Genomic DNA, 19011 nt, shown 5'->3' with positions numbered 1-19011 from the left:
CCGGACCAGCCTCCCGATCCACCGGAGGCCGCTCCCCAGTCAAGAGAGCAGTCTTCCGGTTCCTTCCCCCCAGGGGAGGTATCAGGCGAGTCCGGCCACCAGATCGGCGACGGACTTGCGGCGTCCGGTGTAGAAGGGCACTTCTTCACGGACGTGCATACGGGCCTCGGAGGCGCGCAGGTGACGCATGAGGTCGACGATGCGGTACAGCTCGTCGGCCTCGAAGGCCAGCATCCACTCGTAGTCGCCCAGCGAGAAGGACGCGACGGTGTTGGCCCGGACGTCAGGGTAGCCGCGGGCCATCTTGCCGTGGTCCGCGAGCATGCGGCGGCGGTCCTCGTCGGGCAGCAGGTACCAGTCGTACGAGCGCACGAACGGGTAGACGCTGACGTAGTCGCGCGCGACCTCGTCGGCCAGGAAGGCCGGGATGTGCGACTTGTTGAACTCGGCCGGGCGGTGCAGGGCCATGTTCGACCACACCGGCTCCAGCGCGCGGCCGAGCTTGGTGCGGCGGAACAGGTTGTACGCGGTCTGCAGTTCGTCCGAGGTCTCGGCGTGCCACCAGATCATGACGTCCGCGTCGGCGCGCAGGCCGGAGACGTCATAGGTGCCGCGGACGGTGATGTCCTTGGCGGCCAGCTGGTCGAACAGCTCCTGGACCTCGTCGGCGTAGCCGGCGCGGTCCTCGGGCAGGACGTCCTTCAGCTTGAAGACGGACCACAGGGTGTAGCGGATGACCTCGTTGAGGTCCTTCGCCTTCTTCCCCGCGTTGGGAATCTTCTCTGGTGCAGTCATGTGTCCATTGTCCCGTGTGCTGATCAGTGGTCGGTGCCAGGGGTGCCTTACGCGCAAACCCCGGCAAACATGGCCTTCACCACGTCGGCGGCCCTGGCGGCGCTGGCGATGCACGCCGGGATGCCCACGCCGTCGTAGAGCGCGCCGCACACGGCGAGGCCCGGCAGGGCCGCGACGGCGCCGCGGATCCGGTCCACGCGGGCGAGGTGGCCGACCGGGTACTGCGGCAGCCCGCCGTCCCAGCGGGTGACGGTGGAGGCGACCGGGCGGGCCGCGAGGCCCACGGCCTCGCCGAGGTCGCGCAGCGAGACGTCGACCAGCTCGGAGTCCTCGCGCCCCAGATCGCCCTCGTCGCCGTACCGGCCGACCGAGGTGCGCAGCAGGAAGAGCTCGGGGTCGGCGCCGGCCCAGGCCCACTTGTTGCTGGAGAAGGTGGAGGCCTTGATGGTCCGCCCGTCGACGGGCGGTACGAGGAATCCGCTGGCGCCGCCGTCGGTGATGGCCGCGGGCAGCTCGGAGCGGCGGAAGGCCATCGTCACCAGGGCCATGGAGGCGTACTCGACGGTCCGCAGCTCGGCGGCCGCGGCCGGCGCGAGCCCGTCCAGCAGCCGGGCGGCGGGCCCGGCCGGTACGGCCAGGACCACGGCGTCGGCGTCGACGGCCTCCGCGTCGGTGACGACCCTCCAGCCTCCGGCCGTACGGAGGAGCTCGCGCACCGGGGTACCGGTGCTGATCCGCGCCCCGGCCGCCCGGCAGGCCTCGGCCACGGCCTGCGGGAGCCGTCCGATGCCGCCGTCGATGCCGGCGAAGACGGGGCGCCCGGCCTGCTGGGGCTGCTGTGCGGCCGCCCGCTGCTGGAGTTCGCGTACGCCCTCGCCCAGCGAGGCGTGCGTACGGGCGGCCTCGAAGAGCTGCGGAACCGCGGCGCGCATGGAGATGCGGTAGGCGTTGCCGGCGTAGACCCCGCCGAGGAGGGGCTCCACCAGGCGGTCGACGACCTCGCGACCGAGGCGGGCGGCCACGTACTCGCCGACGGCGACGTCCTCGCCGATCTCGGTGGGCGGCAGTTCGCGTTCGGCTTCGATGCGGGCCAGGCCCTCGGCGGAGAGCACCCCGGAGGCGGCGAGCGGTGCCAGATCGCCGGGGACGCCCATGACGTGCCCGCGCGGCATGGGCCGCAGCGCCCCGCGGGTCCACAGGTGGGCGGTGGCGGTGGCGGGCGGCTGGAGGGCTTCGGCGAGGCCCACGGCCCGGGCCAGCTCCAGGGCTTCGGGGCGGCGGGCGAGCACGGATTCGGCGCCGAGGTCGACGGGGGCGCCGGCGAGTTCGCCGGCGAGCAGCTTGCCGCCGAGGCGTGGCCCGGCCTCCAGGAGCGTGACGCGCAGGCCGTCGGCGAGCAGCCGGTGGGCCGCGGCGAGGCCGGCGATGCCGCCGCCGATGACGACGACGTGGCGGGGCGGGACTCCAGCCGCCGTGCCGTCCGTACGCCCGTCCGTACGCATGTCCGCTTCGTGCATGGACACATCGTCTCAGACCGTTCGGCGGACGATCACCGAGGCCGGACCGTGACCGCATCGGGATCGGCCCGGGACCGCCGGAGCGAAACCCGCGGCGGGACCCTGTACGTCACACCGGCGTACGCCACAACGGCGACATCAGCCGATAGTCGGGGGGACCACCGATGCGCACCATCCGCAGCAGCAGAGGCACCGCTGTACGCCACCGCGGCGCGGCCGTTCTGGCCGGCCTGTCCCTGGCCGGGGCGCTCGCGCTCACCGGGTGCGGCGCCGGCCAGGACGGCGCCGGCTCGGCCTCGGCCGACAAGGCCGTGGTCCGCGCCCCGGAGGGCGCGGCCCAGGGCAAGCCGGGGGCGGCGGCCGCTCCCCCGGCCGCCGCCGGGTCCACAGGCTCCGATGCCTCCAAGAACGGGCAGCAGCCGGCCGCCGTACGCCCGCACGTCATCCGTACGGCCACGCTCGCCCTGGAGACGGCGGACGCGCAGAGGGCCCTGGCGGCGGCCCGTACGGCGGCGGAGGGCGCCGGCGGGTACGTGGGCAACGAGTCGACCAAACGCGGCGAGGACGGCCGGATGACCTCGACGCTGACCCTGCGCGTGCCGGGCGACCGCTTCGACGCGGTGCTCGGCGCCATGGAGGGCAGCGGCAGGCTGCTCAGCCGCAAGGTCGAGGCGCAGGACGTCACGGAGAAGGTCGCGGACGTCGACAGCCGGGTCAGATCGCAGCAGGCGAGCGTGGCCCGGGTGCGGGACATGATGGACAAGGCCACCGCGCTCGGTGACGTGGTGATGCTGGAGAGCGAGCTGAGCAAGCGCCAGTCGGACCTGGAGTCGCTGCTCGCGCAGCAGACGGCACTGAAGGACCAGACCTCGATGGGCACGATCACGATGGAGGTCTCGGAACCGGCCCCGAAGCCGGCGGAGAAGAAGGACGAGGATCCCTCCTTCATGTCCGCCCTGCGCGGCGGTTGGAACGTCTTCACGACGATCGTGCGCTACGTGGCCCTGGCGGTCGCCGCGGTGCTGCCCTTCGCGGTGACGGCCGCGCTGGTGCTGCTGTGCCTGCGCGCGTACCGGCGGCTGCGCCCGGCGAAGGCGAAGACGGGCCTGACGCCGACGAGGATCCCGGCGGCGCGGCCCGCCGACTCGACGGAAACGACGGAGGCCTCCGACTGAACGCACGTTCCGCCCGTAGCGTGTTCCCCAGAGACTGCGGTACGCGCGGAGTACGGAGAACGGGGCGGACGATGGCGACGGAACGACTGGTGGTGGTCGGCGGGGACGCGGCGGGGATGTCCGCCGCGTCACAGGCCCGGCGGCTCAAGGGCCCGGCGGAGCTGGAGATCACGGCCTTCGAGCGCGGGCACTTCACCTCGTACTCCGCGTGCGGGATCCCGTACTGGATCGGCGGCCAGGTCCCCGGCCGGGACGATCTGATCGCCCGTACGCCCGAGGAGCACCGCGCCCGGGACATCGACCTGCGCATGCGCACGGAGGTGGTGGAGCTCGACCTGACCGGGGGCCGGGTCCGCACCCGCGATCTGGACTCCGGATCCGAGGCCTGGACGGGCTACGACAAGCTCGTCCTGGCCACGGGCGCCCGGCCGGTCCGGCCCCGGCTGCCCGGGATCGGCGCGCACGGGGTGCACGGGGTCCAGACGCTGGACGACGGCCAGCGCCTCATGGCTTCTCTGGAACTCACCGAGGGGCTGGAGCGGACGGAGGGTACGCAGGGCCGCAGGGCGGTCGTCGTCGGCGCCGGCTACATCGGCGTGGAGATGGCGGAGGCGCTGGTCGCGCGCGGGTACGAGGTCACGGTCCTGCACCGCGGAGCGCAGCCGATGGCCACGCTGGACCCGGACATGGGCGCTCTGGTGCACTCCGCGATGAACCGGATGGGGATCCGGACGGTGTCGGGCGCCGAGGTGACGAAGATCCTCACGGAGGATCAGGGCGCGGTCCGCGCGGTGGCCACGGCGGCGGGGGACGAGTACCCGGCGGACGTGGTCGTGCTCGGCATCGGCGTGGAGCCCCGTACGGCCCTGGCCCGCGCGGCGGGGCTGCCGCTCGGCGAGTCGGGCGGCATCCTGACGGACCTGTCGATGCGGGTCCGGGGCCACGAGAACATCTGGTCGGGCGGCGACTGCGTGGAGGTCCTGGACCTGGTGGCGGGGCGCATGCGGCACATCCCGCTGGGCACGCACGCCAACAAGCACGGCCAGGTGATCGGTTCTGGCGTGGGCGGCGGCTACGCCACGTTCCCGGGAGTGGTCGGCACGGCGGTGAGCAAGGTCTGCGACCTGGAGATCGCCCGTACGGGCCTGCGCGAGCGCGACGCCCTGGCGGCGGGGCTGCGCTTCGTGACGGCGACGATCAACTCGACGACGACGGCGGGCTACTACCCGACGGCCGCGGACATGACCGTGAAGATGCTGGCGGAACTCCGCACGGGCCGGCTCCTGGGCGTCCAGATCGTCGGCGGAGCGGGCTCCGCGAAGCGGGTGGACATCGCGGCGGTGGCCTTGACGGCCGGTATGACGGTGGACCAGGTCGTATCCCTTGACCTGGGCTACGCCCCGCCGTTCTCCCCGGTCTGGGACCCCGTCCTGGTGGCCGCCCGCAAGGCCGTCTCGGCGGTGCGGGCGGCGGGGTAGGGACCCCTGGGCCGTGCCTGGCTAGCGAGCCGTCTTCGTGTGGACGTAGTCGACCAGGCGGGTCAGCGCGTCCGGGGGGGTGGTGGGGAGGACGCCGTGGCCGAGGTTGAAGATGTGGCCCTCCAGGCCGGAGGCGGCCGCGAGGACCTCGTCCGTCTTCGTCCGTACGGCCTCCTCGGTGGAGAAGAGCACCGCCGGGTCCAGGTTGCCCTGGAGCGCCTTGCCGGGGCCGACCCGGCGGGCGGCCTCGTCCAGCGCGACCCGGTAGTCGACGCCCATGACGTCCGCGCCGGCCTCGCCCATCAGGCCGAGCAGCTCGCCCGTGCCCACGCCGAAGTGGATGCGCGGGACACCGTACGAGGCGACGGACTCCAGGACCTTCGCCGACGCCGGCATCACCGAGCGGCGGTAGTCCGCGGGGGCCAGCGCGCCGACCCAGGAGTCGAAGAGCTGGATCGCGGAGGCGCCCGCCTCGATCTGGACCTTCAGGAAGGCGGAGGTGATGTCCGCGAGGCGGTCCAGCAGGTCGGCCCAGAGCTCCGGGTCGCCGTACATCAGGGCCTTGGTGTGCTCGTGGTTCTTCGACGGGCCGCCCTCGACCAGGTAGCTCGCGAGGGTGAAAGGCGCACCCGCGAAACCGATCAACGGCGTGGAGCCGAGTTCACCCGTGAGCATGCCGATCGCCTCGGTGACGTACGAGACGTCCTCCGGGGTGAGGTCGCGCAGCTGTGCGAGGTCCTCGCGGCGGCGGATCGGCTGGGCGACGACGGGGCCGACGCCCGGCTTGATGTCCAGGTCGACGCCGATGGCCTTGAGCGGGACCACGATGTCGGAGAAGAAGATCGCCGCGTCGACGTTGTGGCGGCGGACCGGCTGGAGCGTGATCTCCGTGACCAGGTCGGGCCGCATGCACGACTCCAGCATCTGGGTCCCCTGGCGCACCTTGCGGTACTCGGGGAGCGAGCGCCCGGCCTGCCGCATGAACCACACCGGGGTGTGCGGCACCGGCTCCCGCCGGCACGCCTTCAGGAAGGCGGAATCGTACGTCTGACTCGGCTGGCCCTTGAGAGGGGTCTCCCCGGCGCCGGCGGAGCCGTGCGCGAGGGGAAGGTCGTTGGCGCTCACGCGCCAAATCTTCGCACGTATGAAGAAGTGCCCGGCCCGGCGCGGGTGTCCCTGCGCCGCACGGACGCTCGTTCCGCCTAGTCTTCCCCGCATGGCTGCGGCTCAGGGACGATTTTCAGATGGCGCTGACGGTGTGGACAGCGCGAAGGAGAGCTCCGTCCCGCTCCCGTTCCGACACGCGGTCGACGGCTTGAAGAGGGCGCGCCTGCGTCCGGGGATCGAGATCGACCCCACCAGACCGCCCCAGCGCCTGGCCCCGCACGCCTACGCCCTGGAGGCCGCGGTCGTCGACGGCGAGGACGATCTGGCGGACGGCCGGCTCATCCTGCTCCACGATCCGTCCGGGCACGAGGCCTGGCACGGAACGTTTCGCCTGGTGACGCTCGTACGTGCCGAGCTGGAGCCCGAGATGGCCGCCGACCCCCTCCTCCCCGAGGTGTGCTGGTCCTGGCTGACGGGGGCGCTGGAGGCGCGCGGCCTGGCGTACGGGGAGGCGAGCGGGACCGTGACCATGGCGAGCTCGCACTACTTCGGCGGGCTCTCGGAGCGGCGGCCGGCCACGCAGATCGAGATCAGGGCCTCGTGGACGCCGCGCGAGGGCGTCGGCGGGGTCCCGGACACCTCGGCGCACCTGTCGGCGTGGTGCGAGCTGCTCTGCCAGATCGCGGGGCTGCCGCCGGTCGGGCCGACGGACTCGGGGACGGGCGTGGTGTCCCTGCCACAGCGGCGCGGCCCGCACCACCCGTAGCCGTGCCCCCGTGCGGCGGCACGCGTGTGATCGCTTCCCGCCGAAGCCGCCGAATGCACTGCGCCCCGTAGAACGGCCGATCGAGCGTCGGCGGCGCGGTGTCGGAACCGGGCAGCCGTTGTGGGCTTCTGATCACCCGATGATCGATCGTGCGTCCGAATTGCCCGAATTGTTACTCACCAAATCGTGATCATTCCCTAAAGCCGGGCGGGTGACGTGCCGAAGGAGTCAGTGACCATCCGCACGGTTCGCACCGGCTTCCTTCCCCGAGCCGGCCGTCCCGCCACTCCCCCAGGAGGCCTAGGTGTCCGTTCTTCTCGAGCAGCCCGCAAGCCTGGTCGCCTACCGCCCGAACAAGCCGACGGCCATGGTCGTCGTGGCCGACCCGCGCGTCCGTTCCACCGTGACCCGCCATCTGTGGGCCCTCGGAGTACGTGACGTGATCGAGGCGTCGTCCATCGCGGAGGCCCGCCCCCGCGTCGGCAGCCCGCGCGACATCTGCGTGGCCGACGTACACCTGCCCGACGGTTCCGGTCTCACCCTGCTCTCCGAGACGCGGGCCGCCGGCTGGCCGAACGGCCTGGCCCTGTCCGCCGCCGACGACATCGGTGCCGTGCGCAACGCCCTCGCGGGCGGCGTGAAGGGCTACGTCGTCACCGGCACGCGGACCAACATCGGGCTCCCCACCCGGCCCGGCGCCGCCCCCATCGGTGCCGCCGCCGCCCGTATGCACCGCCGCCCCCCGGGTGCCCCGAGCCACCCGGGCGGCTACCGCGAGCTCTCCGGCCGCGAGGTCGAGGTCCTGCGCCTCGTCGCGGAGGGCCAGTCCAACAAGGCCATCGGCGTCTCGATGGGCCTGTCCGCCCTGACCGTCAAGTCCCACCTCGCCCGGATCGCCCGCAAGCTGGGCACCGGCGACCGCGCCGGTATGGTCGCCGTCGCCCTGCGGACCGGGATCATCCACTGACACCCGCCCGGCGGACCCCGGGGAAACTCTCGGAGAAGCCGGGGAAACGCCCGAGCCCGTGCCCCGCGCCCGTCGACGGAACGTTCCGGCGACGGGTGCGCCGTATCCACGGATACCCTTGAGCGGTGACCGACGCCCAAGAGACCGCAGCAGACCTGCGCACCACCACCGGGGGCGGCCCCCCGGACGACGTCGAAAAGGCGCCGATTCCGTTGCTCGAGCCCCGCGAGGGGATCCCTCCGGTGGTTGCCGACGAGGACGCCCTCGCCCGGGTGGTCGCGGCCTTCGCCGCGGGCACCGGACCCGTGGCCGTCGACGCCGAGCGCGCCTCCGGATACCGCTACGGCCAGCGCGCCTATCTGGTGCAGCTGCGCCGCGAGGGCGCAGGATCCGCGCTGATCGACCCGGTCGGCTGCCCCGACCTGTCCGCACTGGGCGAGGCCCTGTCCGGTACCGAGTGGATCCTGCACGCCGCCACCCAGGACCTGCCGTGCCTGCGCGAAATAGGCATGGTGCCCACCTCCCTGTTCGACACCGAGCTGGCCGGCCGCCTCGCCGGCTTCCCCCGGGTCGGGCTGGGCGCGATGGTCGAGAGCGTGCTCGGCTACGCGCTGGAGAAGGGCCACTCCGCCGTCGACTGGTCCACCCGCCCCCTCCCCGAGCCGTGGCTGCGCTACGCCGCGCTCGACGTGGAACTGCTGGTGGACCTGCGGGACGCGCTGGAGAAGGAACTGGACCGGCAGGGCAAGCTGGAATGGGCCCGGCAGGAGTTCGACGCCATCGCAGCCGCCCCGCCCGCGCCGCCGCGCAAGGATCCGTGGCGCCGTACGTCCGGCATGCACAAGGTGCGCCGGCGCCGGCAGATGGCCGTCGTACGGGAGCTGTGGGAGTCCCGGGACCGGATCGCCCAGCGGCGTGACGTGTCGCCCGGCAAGGTGCTGGGGGACGCCGCGATCGTCGAGGCCGCCCTCGCGCTGCCGGCGAACGTACACGCGCTGTCGGCCCTGCCCGGGTACGGGCAGCGGATGGGCCGGCGCCAGCTGGAGCAGTGGATGGCGGCCGTCGACCGGGCGAAGGCCCTGTCCGAGAACGAGCTGCCGCAGCCGGGCGCGACCCCGGCCGGTCCGCCGCCGCCGCGTTCCTGGGCGGACAAGGACCCGGCGGCCGCGGCACGGCTGGCGGCGGCGCGGACCGCCGTCTCGGCGCTCGCGGAGGGGCTGAACCTGCCCCAGGAGAACCTGATCACCCCGGACACGGTCCGCCGGCTGTGCTGGGAGCCGCCGCAGCGGCTGGAGCCCGAGGCAGTGGCGCAGGCCCTCGCGGGCTACGGCGCCCGCCCGTGGCAGATCGAACAGGTGACGCCGGCACTGGTCACGGCCCTCGCCGTGACCGCCTGACCGTCCGGCCTGCCGGAATCGGGAGCGGGGCCCTCACTCCAGGGGAGTGAGGGCCCCGTCCTCGTCCCTGTAGTAGCTCCCGGAGCTCGCTCCCTCGACCTTGCCCTGCTTGAGCCAGTGCTCGGACATGGTGTGGATGTCGTTCGCCACGCGCTCCCAGGGCGCCTGGTGCCCCGCGCAGGCGATCCGGAGCATCAGCTTCTTCGGCCCGGGGATGGCCTTGTAGAGCTCGGGGACCGAGAAGTACAGCAGACCCAGGTCCGGCGCGGTGTTCACGATCGAGTCGTGCTCCCCGTACACGATGCATACGGGAACCGTCCCGCCGAGGACGTTGTACAGCGGCACGGTTTTGGAGTTCCAGCCCCACCAGTACGAGTTCCGGATGCGGTTGAGCCCCTCCGGGGGCCCCGCGGGTCCTCCCCAGGTGGCACCGACCGGGTCGACGGCCATGATCGCCTTCCAGACCTCGTCGACCATCTTGTCCTCGCGCTGGCCGGGGCACTTCAGGTCCTTCTGCCACGACACGTCGAGGCCGCTCTTCGTTCCGACGGTCATCGGGTAGCCGAACGCCGCCTCCGGCTTGGACACCGGCAGCGGCACCGGTGCGCCGAAGTCGGTTCCGGGCGCGCTCGCCCTGCCCTGCGGCGGGAAGATCGGCGCCAGCAGGAAGAGGCTGCGGACCTTGCCGGGGTGCTGGATGGCGTAGGGCCCGAACTGCTGGGCGGCCGCCGACCAGCCGATGAGGTCGACCTGGGAGGCGCCGGTCTCCGCGAGGATGAAGTCGACCACCCTGTCGACCTCGTCCCAGTCGCTCTGGGAGTTGTTCAGCTGGGCGGCGTAGCTCACCGGGCCCGTGTACGCGCTCGCGTTCGGGTGCGGCACGAGGAGTGCCCGCTGTGCGGGCGCGGGGCTGACGTTCTTGTGGTCGTCCATCATCGGACGGGTCGACAGCCCGGAGCCCTGGAGCTCCATCACGAAGACGTCGAAGCCCGTCTTCGCCAGCTCCTCCGCCCAGCTGTACTTCTTGTACTGCAGGTCGAAGCCGGCCATGGCGGGGACGCTCCTGCCGTGCAGCATCAGGACCGGCCTGCGCGGGCCCGTGTGCGTGCCGTCGCGCTCCCGCACGTGGATCTTGACGAGCTCGCCGGCGTTCGCCGGGATGGTCGATTTGTGCTCCACGAAATGGTTCTTGAGGGTAGGCGCCGCCATGGCGGTGCTCCGTTCCGTCGTTCCGGTCCGGGGCAGGCGCCCGGGACCGTGCCAGGATCCGGAGGCGCCCCCGTCCGGCGCCGTCGACGCGGCCGTGGGGGCCGGGTGTCCGACCCGTTCGGGTAGCCCGGGCCGTGCCGATCGGCCGGGCGCACGGCAGGGCGCGAGGGGGCTCACGCGGCGTCGGCCGGTGTGACGTTCGCCGCTCCTCCCGGAGGGGGTGTGCATGCCGGTTACCGGCAAGTAGCATGACCGGGTGAGCGGGCGCTCAGCAGCAGATGCCGACCGCCGCCGCGCAGCAGTGCACACCCGCACCTGGAGGAGAGCCAACGTGCCTCGTACCGTCAGGGACGTCGTCTTCGTCGACGGCGTCCGCACCCCGTTCGGCAAGGCGGGCCCGAAGGGCATCTACAACGGGACCCGCGCCGACGACCTCGTCGTGAAGGCGATCCGGGAGCTGCTGCGCCGCAACCCGGACCTGGACCCCAAGAAGATCGACGAGGTCGCCATCGCCGCGACCACGCAGATCGGCGACCAGGGCCTCACGCTGGGCCGCACGGCCGGCATCCTCGCGGGCCTCCCGCAGTCCGTCCCGGGCTACTCCATCGACCGCATGTGCGCCGGTGCGCTCACCGCCGTGACCGCCGTCGCGGGCGGCGTGGCCTTCGGTGCGTACGACGTCGCCCTCGCCGGCGGTGTCGAGCACATGGGCCGCCACCCCATGGGCGAGGGCGTCGACCCGAACCCGCGCTTCGTCTCCGAGAAGCTGGTCGACGAGTCCGCCCTGTTCATGGGCATGACCGCCGAGAACCTGCACGACCGGTACCCGACGATCACCAAGCTCCGCGCCGACGAGTACGCCGTGCGCTCGCAGGAGAAGGCCGCCAAGGCGTACGCCGACGGCAAGATCCAGCAGGACCTGGTCCCGATCTCGGTGCGCAACACCAACGAGGCCGCCGGCGAGACCGGCTGGGGCCTGGTCACCACCGACGAGCCGATGCGCCCGGGCACCACGCTGGAGAACCTGGCCGGCCTGAAGACCCCGTTCCGTACGCACGGCCGGGTCACCGCGGGCAACGCCGCCGGTCTCAACGACGGTGCCACTGCCGCGATCATCGCGTCCGAGGACTTCGCCCGCGAGAACAACCTCCCGGTCAAGATGCGCCTCGTCTCGTACTCCTTCGCGGGTGTCGAGCCGGAGGTCATGGGCTACGGCCCGATCCCGGCCACCGAGAAGGCCCTCGCCCAGGCCGGCCTGTCCATCGAGGACATAGGCCTGTTCGAGATCAACGAGGCGTTCGCGGTCCAGGTCCTCGCCTTCCTGGAGCACTACGGCATCGCCGACGACGACGCCCGCGTCAACCAGTACGGCGGCGCGATCGCGTTCGGCCACCCGCTGGCCTCCTCCGGCGTCCGTCTGATGACGCAGCTGGCCCGCCAGTTCGAGGAGCAGCCGCAGGTCCGCTACGGCCTGACCACCATGTGCGTCGGCTTCGGCATGGGCGCCACGGTCATCTGGGAGAACCCGAACTTCAACGCCGAGGGAGACTCCAAGTGAGCACCACCGCTGAGCTCCTGAAGGGCGCGGCCGAGCTGTTCCCGGACGAGGTCGTCACGTCCGCGCACGTCCGCCACCTGGACCTGCCGTTCGGCGCCGGGCGCTTCGCGCTCGTCACGCTGGACAACGGCTTCGACCACACCAAGCCGACCACCTTCGGCCCGCAGTCCCTCGCCAACCTGAACGCGGCGATCGACCAGGTCGAGCAGGAGGCCCTCGCGGGCTCCATCGTCGGTGCGGGCATCACCGGCAAGCCGTTCATCTTCGCGGTCGGCGCCGACCTCAAGGGTGTCGAGCTGCTGAAGCAGCACGACGAGGCGCTCGCCATCGGCAAGGGCGGCCACGACGTGTTCAAGCGCCTGTCGGCGCTGGCCGTCCCCACCTTCGCGTACTACAACGGCGCGGCGATGGGCGGCGGTGTCGAGGTCGGTCTGCACTGCACCTACCGCACCGTCTCCAAGGCCATCCCGGCCTTCTCGCTCCCCGAGGTCTTCCTCGGCCTGGTTCCGGGCTGGGGCGGCTGCGCCCTGCTGCCGAACCTGATCGGCGCGGAGCGCGCGGTCTCGGTGATCATCGAGAACTCGCTCAACCAGAACAAGCAGCTGCGCGGCAAGCAGGTCTTCGACCTGGGCATCGCCGACGCGCTGTTCGAGGGCGCGGACTTCCTGGAGCAGTCGCTCCTGTGGACCGCGAACGTCCTGAACGGCACCACCGAGGTCGTCCGCGCCGAGATCGACCGCGGCGAGGCCTGGGACGCGGCCGTCGCCAAGGGCCGCTTCATCGCGGACTCCAAGGTGCACGGCGCCGCTCCGGCCGCCTACCGCGCGCTGGACATCATCGCCGCGGCCAAGGACGGGGACCTCCAGGCCGGCTTCGACGCCGAGGACACGGCCCTGGCCGACCTCATCATGGGCGGCGAGCTGCGCTCCGGCATCTACGCCTTCAACCTGGTCCAGAAGCGCGCCAAGCGCCCGGCCGGTGCCCCGGACAAGTCGCTGGCCCGTCCGGTCACCAAGGTCGGCGTCGTCGGTGCGGGTCTGATGGCCTCGCAGCTGGCGCTGCTCTTCCTGCGCCGCCTGGAGGTGCCGGTGGTCCTCACCGACATCGACCAGGAGCGCGTGGACAAGGGCGTGGGCTACGTCCACGCCGAGATCCAGAAGCTGCTCGGCAAGGGCCGCATCAACCAGGACAAGGCCAACCGCCTGACCGCCCTGGTGAGCGGTGTCCTGGACAAGGCCGAGGGCTTCGCGGACGCGGACTTCATCATCGAGGCCGTGTTCGAGGAGATGTCCGTCAAGCAGAAGGTGTTCGCGGAGGTCGAGGCGGTCGCCCCGGCGCACGCGATCCTCGCCACCAACACCTCCTCGCTGTCGGTGTCGGAGATGGCCTCGAAGCTCCAGCACCCGGAGCGCGTGGTCGGCTTCCACTTCTTCAACCCGGTCGCGATCCTCCCGCTGCTGGAGATCGTCCGCGGTGAGCAGACCGACGACGCCTCGCTGGCCACGGCCTTCGGTGTCGCCAAGAAGCTGAAGAAGACCGCGGTCCTCACCAAGGACGCCCCGGCGTTCGTCGTGAACCGCATCCTGACCCGCTTCATGGGCGAGATCCAGAACGTCATCGACGAGGGCACCCCGGTCGTCACGGCGGAGAAGGCCATCGAGCCGCTCGGCCTGCCGATGTCCCCGCTGGTGCTGCTGGAGCTCGTGGGCCCGGCGATCGGTCTGCACGTCTCCGAGACCCTGAACCGCGCCTTCCCGGAGCGCTTCACCGTCTCCCCGAACCTGGCGGCCGTGGTCAAGGCCGGCAAGCGCGGCTTCTACGTCTACGATTCCGGCAAGCCGGAGCTGGACCCCGAGGTCGCCGCGCTCCTGGTGCAGGGCGATGTCGTCCTGACCGAGGAGCAGGTCCGCGACCGCGTCCTGGACGCGGTGGCGCAGGAGATCGGCCTGATGCTGGAGGAGGGTGTCGTGGCCGAGGCCCAGGACATCGACCTCTGCCTCATCACGGGCGCCGGCTGGCCCTTCCACCTGGGCGGTATCACGCCGTACCTGGACCGCGAGGGTGTCTCGGAGCGCGTGAACGGCAAGAAGTTCCTCGCCCCGGGTCTGGCGAGCGTCCCGGTCTGAGGCCGCCGCACCTGAACGCCCCGGACGCCCGTCCCCCTCTCGGGGGGCGGGCGTCCGCCGTTCGACGGGACGAGGCGGGGGCCCGGCGCGGAAGCCTCCCGTCCGGGCTGGCAGAATGCGGTCCATGGCGGATGGCACGACACATTTCAGCCGCCGGAACCTGCTGTTCGCGGGCGGTGCGGTGGCCGCCGGCCTCACGGTGGGCGGTCTGTCCTGGGCGCTGCGCGCCGGGGCCGACGGGCAGGACGACGCGGGCCCGGTCGCCGCGGGCCCGACGGCCGGTGCGTTCGATATGCGGACCGGTACGCAACTGCTCGCTCAGACTCCGCTGTTCAATACGACGGGCCCGCAGTCGTTCGCGTTCGACGATACGAACGGGCAGGTCTACGTACTGCAGACCGTCGAGAACGGTATCCGGCTCGACGGTGAGGAGGACCCGGTCGACTCGCGCGATCGGAAGACCTCCGGCGATATGTGCCTGACCCGGCTGAGCAGTTCGGGGAAAACGCTCGGGCATATGTATCTGCGCGGCTTCGGCCACGGAATTTCCTGCGGCGTCGAGCCGACGGGCCAGCGTACGTACATATGGGTGGAGGGCCGCGCCGACGCCGAGAGCGGCTACGGGCGCACCGTGGTCCGGGTCCCGTTCAAGGACGGCTCGGTCCTCGACAGTGCGGACGACTCCGTCCGCCATTTCGACCCGGTTCCGGGGTCCACCGACGTCTCCCCCGCGCTCGACCTGCCCGGCCAGCGGGTGCTGGTGAGCCACGAGGAGGGCGGCGTGCACCGGTTCTCGGTGTACGGGATGGCGGATTTCCTGGCCGGGCGCTTCGCCGCCGCCCAGGTCCTCAAGGCCGGGGTGCAGGTCAAGCAGGAGGAGTGGTTCCAGGGCTGCGCGCTGTACGGGGACCACGTCTACGTGCTGACCGGTGGCCCGTACACCGGCAAGGACGGGGACAATCCTCGGAAGTCCGGCGGAAATACGTATGTGTCCGTAATTGACGTACGCACGGGGAAGGCGCAAGGCCGTCATCACGTGACCGTGGCACCGGATCTGGTGTACCGGGAGCCGGAGGGAATCGCGGTCGCCATGGCCGGCGGACGGCCGGCATTGTGCGTCGGCTTTTCCGTGAAGACGCAGGACCGGCGTGAGCTGGCGTTGTATCGCTTCACGGCCTGACGGCATTGGCCCTTGGTTAACCCTGCGTTCCTGAGCCGTCAATGTTGCTGCTTATACTACTGCGACACTTCACAGAATCCTTATACCTCCACGGGGGAGGAACCGCACGATGGGCTCCAAGCGGCTGCGCGCCGCGCTCGGCGTTCTGATCACTTCCGGGCTCATCCTCAGCTTCGTCGGGATGCTGGTCGCCGTAGCGTTCGTCTCCCTCCCCCTGTTCGCCGGCTGCGCCGCGCTCAGCTACGTGGCCGACCTGATGCTCCACAACACCGAGTCGCCGACGCTGGAGAAGCTGCGCGACTCGCGCTTCGGCCTGACGATGCGCTTCCTCATCCGTCAGTTCCTGCTGCTCGGCCTGTGCGGGGCCATCGCCGACATCGAGTCGTTCGTGGCGCAGATGACCACCATCGGCCTGCTCCTGCTGTTCATCCTGCAGCTCGCGTACGGCGCGCTCCTCAAGCACGTCCGCAAGATGCGCAACGAACTGCCGTTCACCACGCGCGGACTGGACCTGGAGGCGCTCGGCATCCGCCGCATGCCGCACCCGTTCCTGATGAACAAGCACGTCCGCAAGACACTGCACCTGGACATCCCGCTGGTGGCCGGCGCCCTCGCCACCATCTCCACGGACGACTGGCGCTTCGTCACGTACGGCATGATCATCACCGTCTTCCTCGCCTACTTCTCGCTGCTGGTGCTGGTGCCCGACGCGCGCAACGCGCTCAAGCTCCCCACCACCGACGAGGCCATCGAGGAGCTCAACCACCAGCTGGCCGAATACCGACCCCAGGTGGCGCTCTACTTCACCTTCGCGGCCGTCTCCAAAGACTTCATGTACCAGGTGAACATGTGGCTGGAGTCGCTGGAGGCACTGGAGCTGCGGCCCATCATCGTGCTGCGCGAGCGGGCCACCCTGCGCTACCTGGACGCGACCTCGGTCCCCGTCATCTGCATCCCGAAGGCGGACAACCTCGCCCGTATCGAGATGAACGAACTCCGGGTCGCCCTCTACCCCGGCAACGCGGGCAAGAACGTCCACATGCTCCAGCGCGCCGAGGTCAAGCACGTCTTCATCGGCCACGGCGACAGCGACAAGCTCGCGAGCAGCAACCGGGTCAGCAAGGTCTTCGACGAGATCTGGGTGGCCGGCCGCGCCGGCCGCGACCGCTACGAGCGCATCAAGCACGCCGTCTCGCATCACCAGATCGTCGAGGTCGGCCGCCCCCAGCTGATGCCCCTGCACCGCTGGACCGGCAAGGTCGCCGCCCCCGTCCCCACGGTCATCTACGCCCCCACCTGGGAGGGCTGGACCGACGACGCCTGCTACACCTCGGTCATCCCGGCCGGCGAGAAGCTGATCAAGGCGCTGCTCGACTACGAGCGCGACATCCGCATCATCTACAAGCCGCACCCGCTCACCGGTTCGCGCTCCGCCGAGGCCGCCGCCGCGCACCGCCGCGTCATCGCCCTCCTCGAAGAGGACAACGCCCGGCGCTTCGGCCGCAACCTCACCGACTCCAAGGCCGCCGCCAAGAAGCTCGCCCGGATCGACCAGCGCATCGCCGACCTCTCCGAGCGCGGCGTCCGCTCCAAGTACCCGGACCTCACCGAGGAGGAGCGGACCGCGCGCATCCGGCGCAGCCGCAACCAGGCGGGGGCCCTGTACTGGAACGCCGTCCCCGACGCCGCGCACCACGTGGTGACCGAGCGGATCCCGGCCCTGTACGACTGCTTCAACCAGTCCGACCTGCTCATCGGTGACATGTCCAGCGTCGTCTCCGACTTCGTCGCGACCCTGAAGCCGTACGCCATCTTCAACCTCGACGGCCTGCCCGACGACCAGTTCCGCAACGAGCAGCGGACGGCGTACGCCTCCTACCTGCTCGACGGCGACTGCAACGGCCTGGCCGAGGCCATCGAGGCGACGCTGAACCCGCGCGAGGACGTCATGGCGCCCTACCGCGAACAGCTGAAGGAATACCTCCTGGGCGAGGAGTACCCGCCCTCGATCGTCCGCTTCAACGCGGCCGCCAACAACCTCTACCGGCGGGGGCTGCGCGACTTCCCCATCGAATACCCGGAGCAGGTCCCCCACCCCGTGTAGGAGGGCCTCCCCCGGGCATCCGCGTCGCACCGCCCGTCCACCGACCGCCGCCCCGCACCACTCGCACCGCCCCGCACCGCCCCGCACCACCGCCGTGCCGCACCCCTCACTCAGGAAGAAGGAGCCTTGTCCTCCAGACCTGTCCCCCACCGCACCGTCGCCGTCGTTCTCGCGGGTGGCACCGGCCAGCGCATCGGGCTCGAAATACCGAAGCAGCTGCTCAAGATCGCCGGAAAGCCGATCCTGGAGCACACGCTCCACGTCTTCGAGAACGCGCCGGACGTCGACGAGGTGATCCTCCTCATGACGCCCGCGTACGTGGAGGACGCCCGCCGCATCGTGGAGCGGGCCAAGCTGGGCAAGGTCACCCGGGTCCTGGCCGGCGGCTCGACCCGCAGCGAGACCACCCGGATCGCCATCGACGCCGCGGCCGCCGGGCTCGGAGAGGGCGAGGACTGCAACCTCCTGTTCCACGACGCGGTCCGCCCGCTGCTCTCGCAGCGCGTGGTGCGCGAATGCGTCGAGTCCCTGGAGCGCTACCAGGCCGTCGACGTCGCCATCCCGTCCTCCGACACCGTCATCGTGACCCGTACCCACGGCAACGACGGCGAGTTCATCACCGAGGTCCCCGACCGCTCCCGGCTGCGCCGCGGCCAGACCCCGCAGGGCTTCCGGCTCTCCACGATCCGCGCCGCGTACGAGCGGGCGGCCGCGGACCCCTTCTTCCAGGCCACCGACGACTGCTCCGTCGTCGTCAAGTACCTGCCCCACGTCCCGGTCCACATCGTCACCGGCGACGACTACAACATGAAGGTCACCCAGCCCGTCGACGTGTTCATCGCCGACAAGCTCTTCCAGCTCGCCTCCCACGCCGCGCCGGCCCAGGCCGGCGAGGCCGCGTACCGCGAGCAGCTGGCCGGCAAGACGATGGTGGTCTTCGGCGGCTCGTACGGCATCGGCGCCGACATCTCCCGCATCGCCGAGGGCTTCGGCGCCCGCGTCTTCGCCCTGGGCCGCTCCACCACCGGCACGCACGTCGAGAACCTCGACCACGTCGAGGAGGCCCTGGCGGGCGCCTACGCCGAGACCGGCCGCATCGACTACGTCGTCAACACCGCGGGCGTGCTGCGCGTCGGCCGCCTCGACGAGACCGACAACGAGACGATCCGCGAAGCGCTCGACGTCAACTACCTCGCGCCCGTCAACATCGCCCGGACGTCGTACAAGTACCTCAGCGAGACCCAGGGCCAGCTGCTGCTCTTCACCTCCAGCAGCTACACCCGCGGCCGCGCCGAGTACAGCCTGTACTCCTCGACCAAGGCCGCCATGGTCAACCTGACCCAGGCGCTGGCCGACGAGTGGGCCGAGGACGGCATCCGCGTCAACTGCGTGAACCCGGAGCGCACGGCCACCCCGATGCGCACCAAGGCGTTCGGCCAGGAGCCCACGGCGTCGCTGCTCACGTCCGAGTCGGTCGCCCTGACCTCCCTGGACGTACTCCTCTCCGAGATGACCGGCCACGTCATCGACGTACGCAAGCAGGACCCGACCACGACCCCGGCGCAGCGCTCCGGCTTCGAGGCGGCGCTGGCGTCCGTGCTGATCCAGACCACGGAGGACCAGGGGGTCTAG

At 71.3% G+C, this 19011-nt stretch carries 14 protein-coding genes; 10 read left to right on the top strand and 4 right to left on the bottom strand.

The features are described 5' to 3' along the window. Positions 1-81: 81 nt before the first annotated feature. Together hemQ and hemG are read right to left on the bottom strand one after the other, a co-directional pair. On the bottom strand, positions 82-795 hold the full coding sequence (hemQ, locus tag OG509_RS28835; RefSeq protein ID WP_385587880.1) for a hydrogen peroxide-dependent heme synthase: 714 nt from the start codon (positions 793-795) through the stop codon (positions 82-84). 47 nt (positions 796-842) lie between these two features. Continuing rightward, positions 843-2297: a protoporphyrinogen oxidase gene (hemG, locus tag OG509_RS28830; RefSeq protein WP_406187711.1), complete on the bottom strand. Its 1455-nt coding sequence runs from the start codon at positions 2295-2297 to the stop codon at positions 843-845. Between the two features lie 179 nt (positions 2298-2476). Between hemG and OG509_RS28825 the strand changes: the two genes are divergently transcribed. Further along, on the top strand, positions 2477-3487 hold the full coding sequence (locus OG509_RS28825) for a DUF4349 domain-containing protein (RefSeq protein ID WP_406185453.1): 1011 nt from the start codon (positions 2477-2479) through the stop codon (positions 3485-3487). A 71-nt stretch (positions 3488-3558) separates the two neighbouring features. After that, the gene (locus OG509_RS28820) at positions 3559-4965 is read left to right on the top strand and encodes an FAD-dependent oxidoreductase (protein WP_406185452.1); all 1407 of its coding nucleotides are present in this window, start codon (positions 3559-3561) and stop codon (positions 4963-4965) included. Between the two features lie 21 nt (positions 4966-4986). On the opposite strand, the gene hemE is transcribed toward OG509_RS28820, so the two are convergent. Further along, positions 4987-6090, bottom strand: coding sequence for a uroporphyrinogen decarboxylase (gene hemE, locus OG509_RS28815; protein WP_406185450.1), 1104 nt, complete (start codon positions 6088-6090; stop codon positions 4987-4989). Positions 6091-6181: 91 nt separating this feature from the next. Here hemE and OG509_RS28810 point away from each other — a divergent pair, with 91 nt between their 5' ends. The 3 genes from OG509_RS28810 (at position 6182) to OG509_RS28800 (ending at position 9202) form a co-directional block, all read left to right on the top strand. Then, positions 6182-6838, top strand: a complete 657-nt coding sequence (locus OG509_RS28810; protein ID WP_406185449.1) for a DUF3000 domain-containing protein — start codon at positions 6182-6184, stop codon at positions 6836-6838. 304 nt (positions 6839-7142) lie between these two features. Beyond that, positions 7143-7805, top strand: a complete 663-nt coding sequence (locus OG509_RS28805; protein ID WP_007267191.1) for a response regulator transcription factor — start codon at positions 7143-7145, stop codon at positions 7803-7805. A gap of 125 nt (positions 7806-7930) precedes the next feature. Beyond that, positions 7931-9202, top strand: coding sequence for an HRDC domain-containing protein (locus OG509_RS28800; protein ID WP_406185448.1), 1272 nt, complete (start codon positions 7931-7933; stop codon positions 9200-9202). A 33-nt stretch (positions 9203-9235) separates the two neighbouring features. Here OG509_RS28800 and OG509_RS28795 read toward each other — a convergent pair whose 3' ends face one another. Beyond that, positions 9236-10411, bottom strand: a complete 1176-nt coding sequence (locus tag OG509_RS28795) for an alpha/beta fold hydrolase (RefSeq protein WP_406185447.1) — start codon at positions 10409-10411, stop codon at positions 9236-9238. 331 nt (positions 10412-10742) lie between these two features. Between OG509_RS28795 and OG509_RS28790 the strand changes: the two genes are divergently transcribed. The 5 genes from OG509_RS28790 to OG509_RS28770 all read left to right on the top strand — a co-directional run bounded on the left by OG509_RS28790 (position 10743) and on the right by OG509_RS28770 (position 19011). After that, positions 10743-11969, top strand: coding sequence for a thiolase family protein (locus tag OG509_RS28790; protein ID WP_406185446.1), 1227 nt, complete (start codon positions 10743-10745; stop codon positions 11967-11969). Next, the gene (locus OG509_RS28785) at positions 11966-14095 is read left to right on the top strand and encodes a 3-hydroxyacyl-CoA dehydrogenase NAD-binding domain-containing protein (protein WP_406185444.1); all 2130 of its coding nucleotides are present in this window, start codon (positions 11966-11968) and stop codon (positions 14093-14095) included. Before OG509_RS28790 ends, OG509_RS28785 begins: the two co-directional genes overlap by 4 nt. Before the next feature lie 124 nt (positions 14096-14219). After that, on the top strand, positions 14220-15275 hold the full coding sequence (locus OG509_RS28780; protein WP_406185443.1) for a signaling protein: 1056 nt from the start codon (positions 14220-14222) through the stop codon (positions 15273-15275). 109 nt (positions 15276-15384) lie between these two features. After that, complete coding sequence (locus tag OG509_RS28775; protein WP_406185442.1) at positions 15385-17379, top strand: hypothetical protein; 1995 nt, start codon at positions 15385-15387, stop codon at positions 17377-17379. Between the two features lie 126 nt (positions 17380-17505). Next, positions 17506-19011, top strand: a complete 1506-nt coding sequence (locus OG509_RS28770; RefSeq protein WP_406185440.1) for an SDR family NAD(P)-dependent oxidoreductase — start codon at positions 17506-17508, stop codon at positions 19009-19011.

Source organism: Streptomyces sp. NBC_01006 (genome assembly GCF_045162725.1).
Lineage (GTDB): Bacteria > Actinomycetota > Actinomycetes > Streptomycetales > Streptomycetaceae > Streptomyces.
Note: the sequence above shows the minus strand (reverse complement) of the source record. Positions and strands in the feature narration are given on the sequence as shown.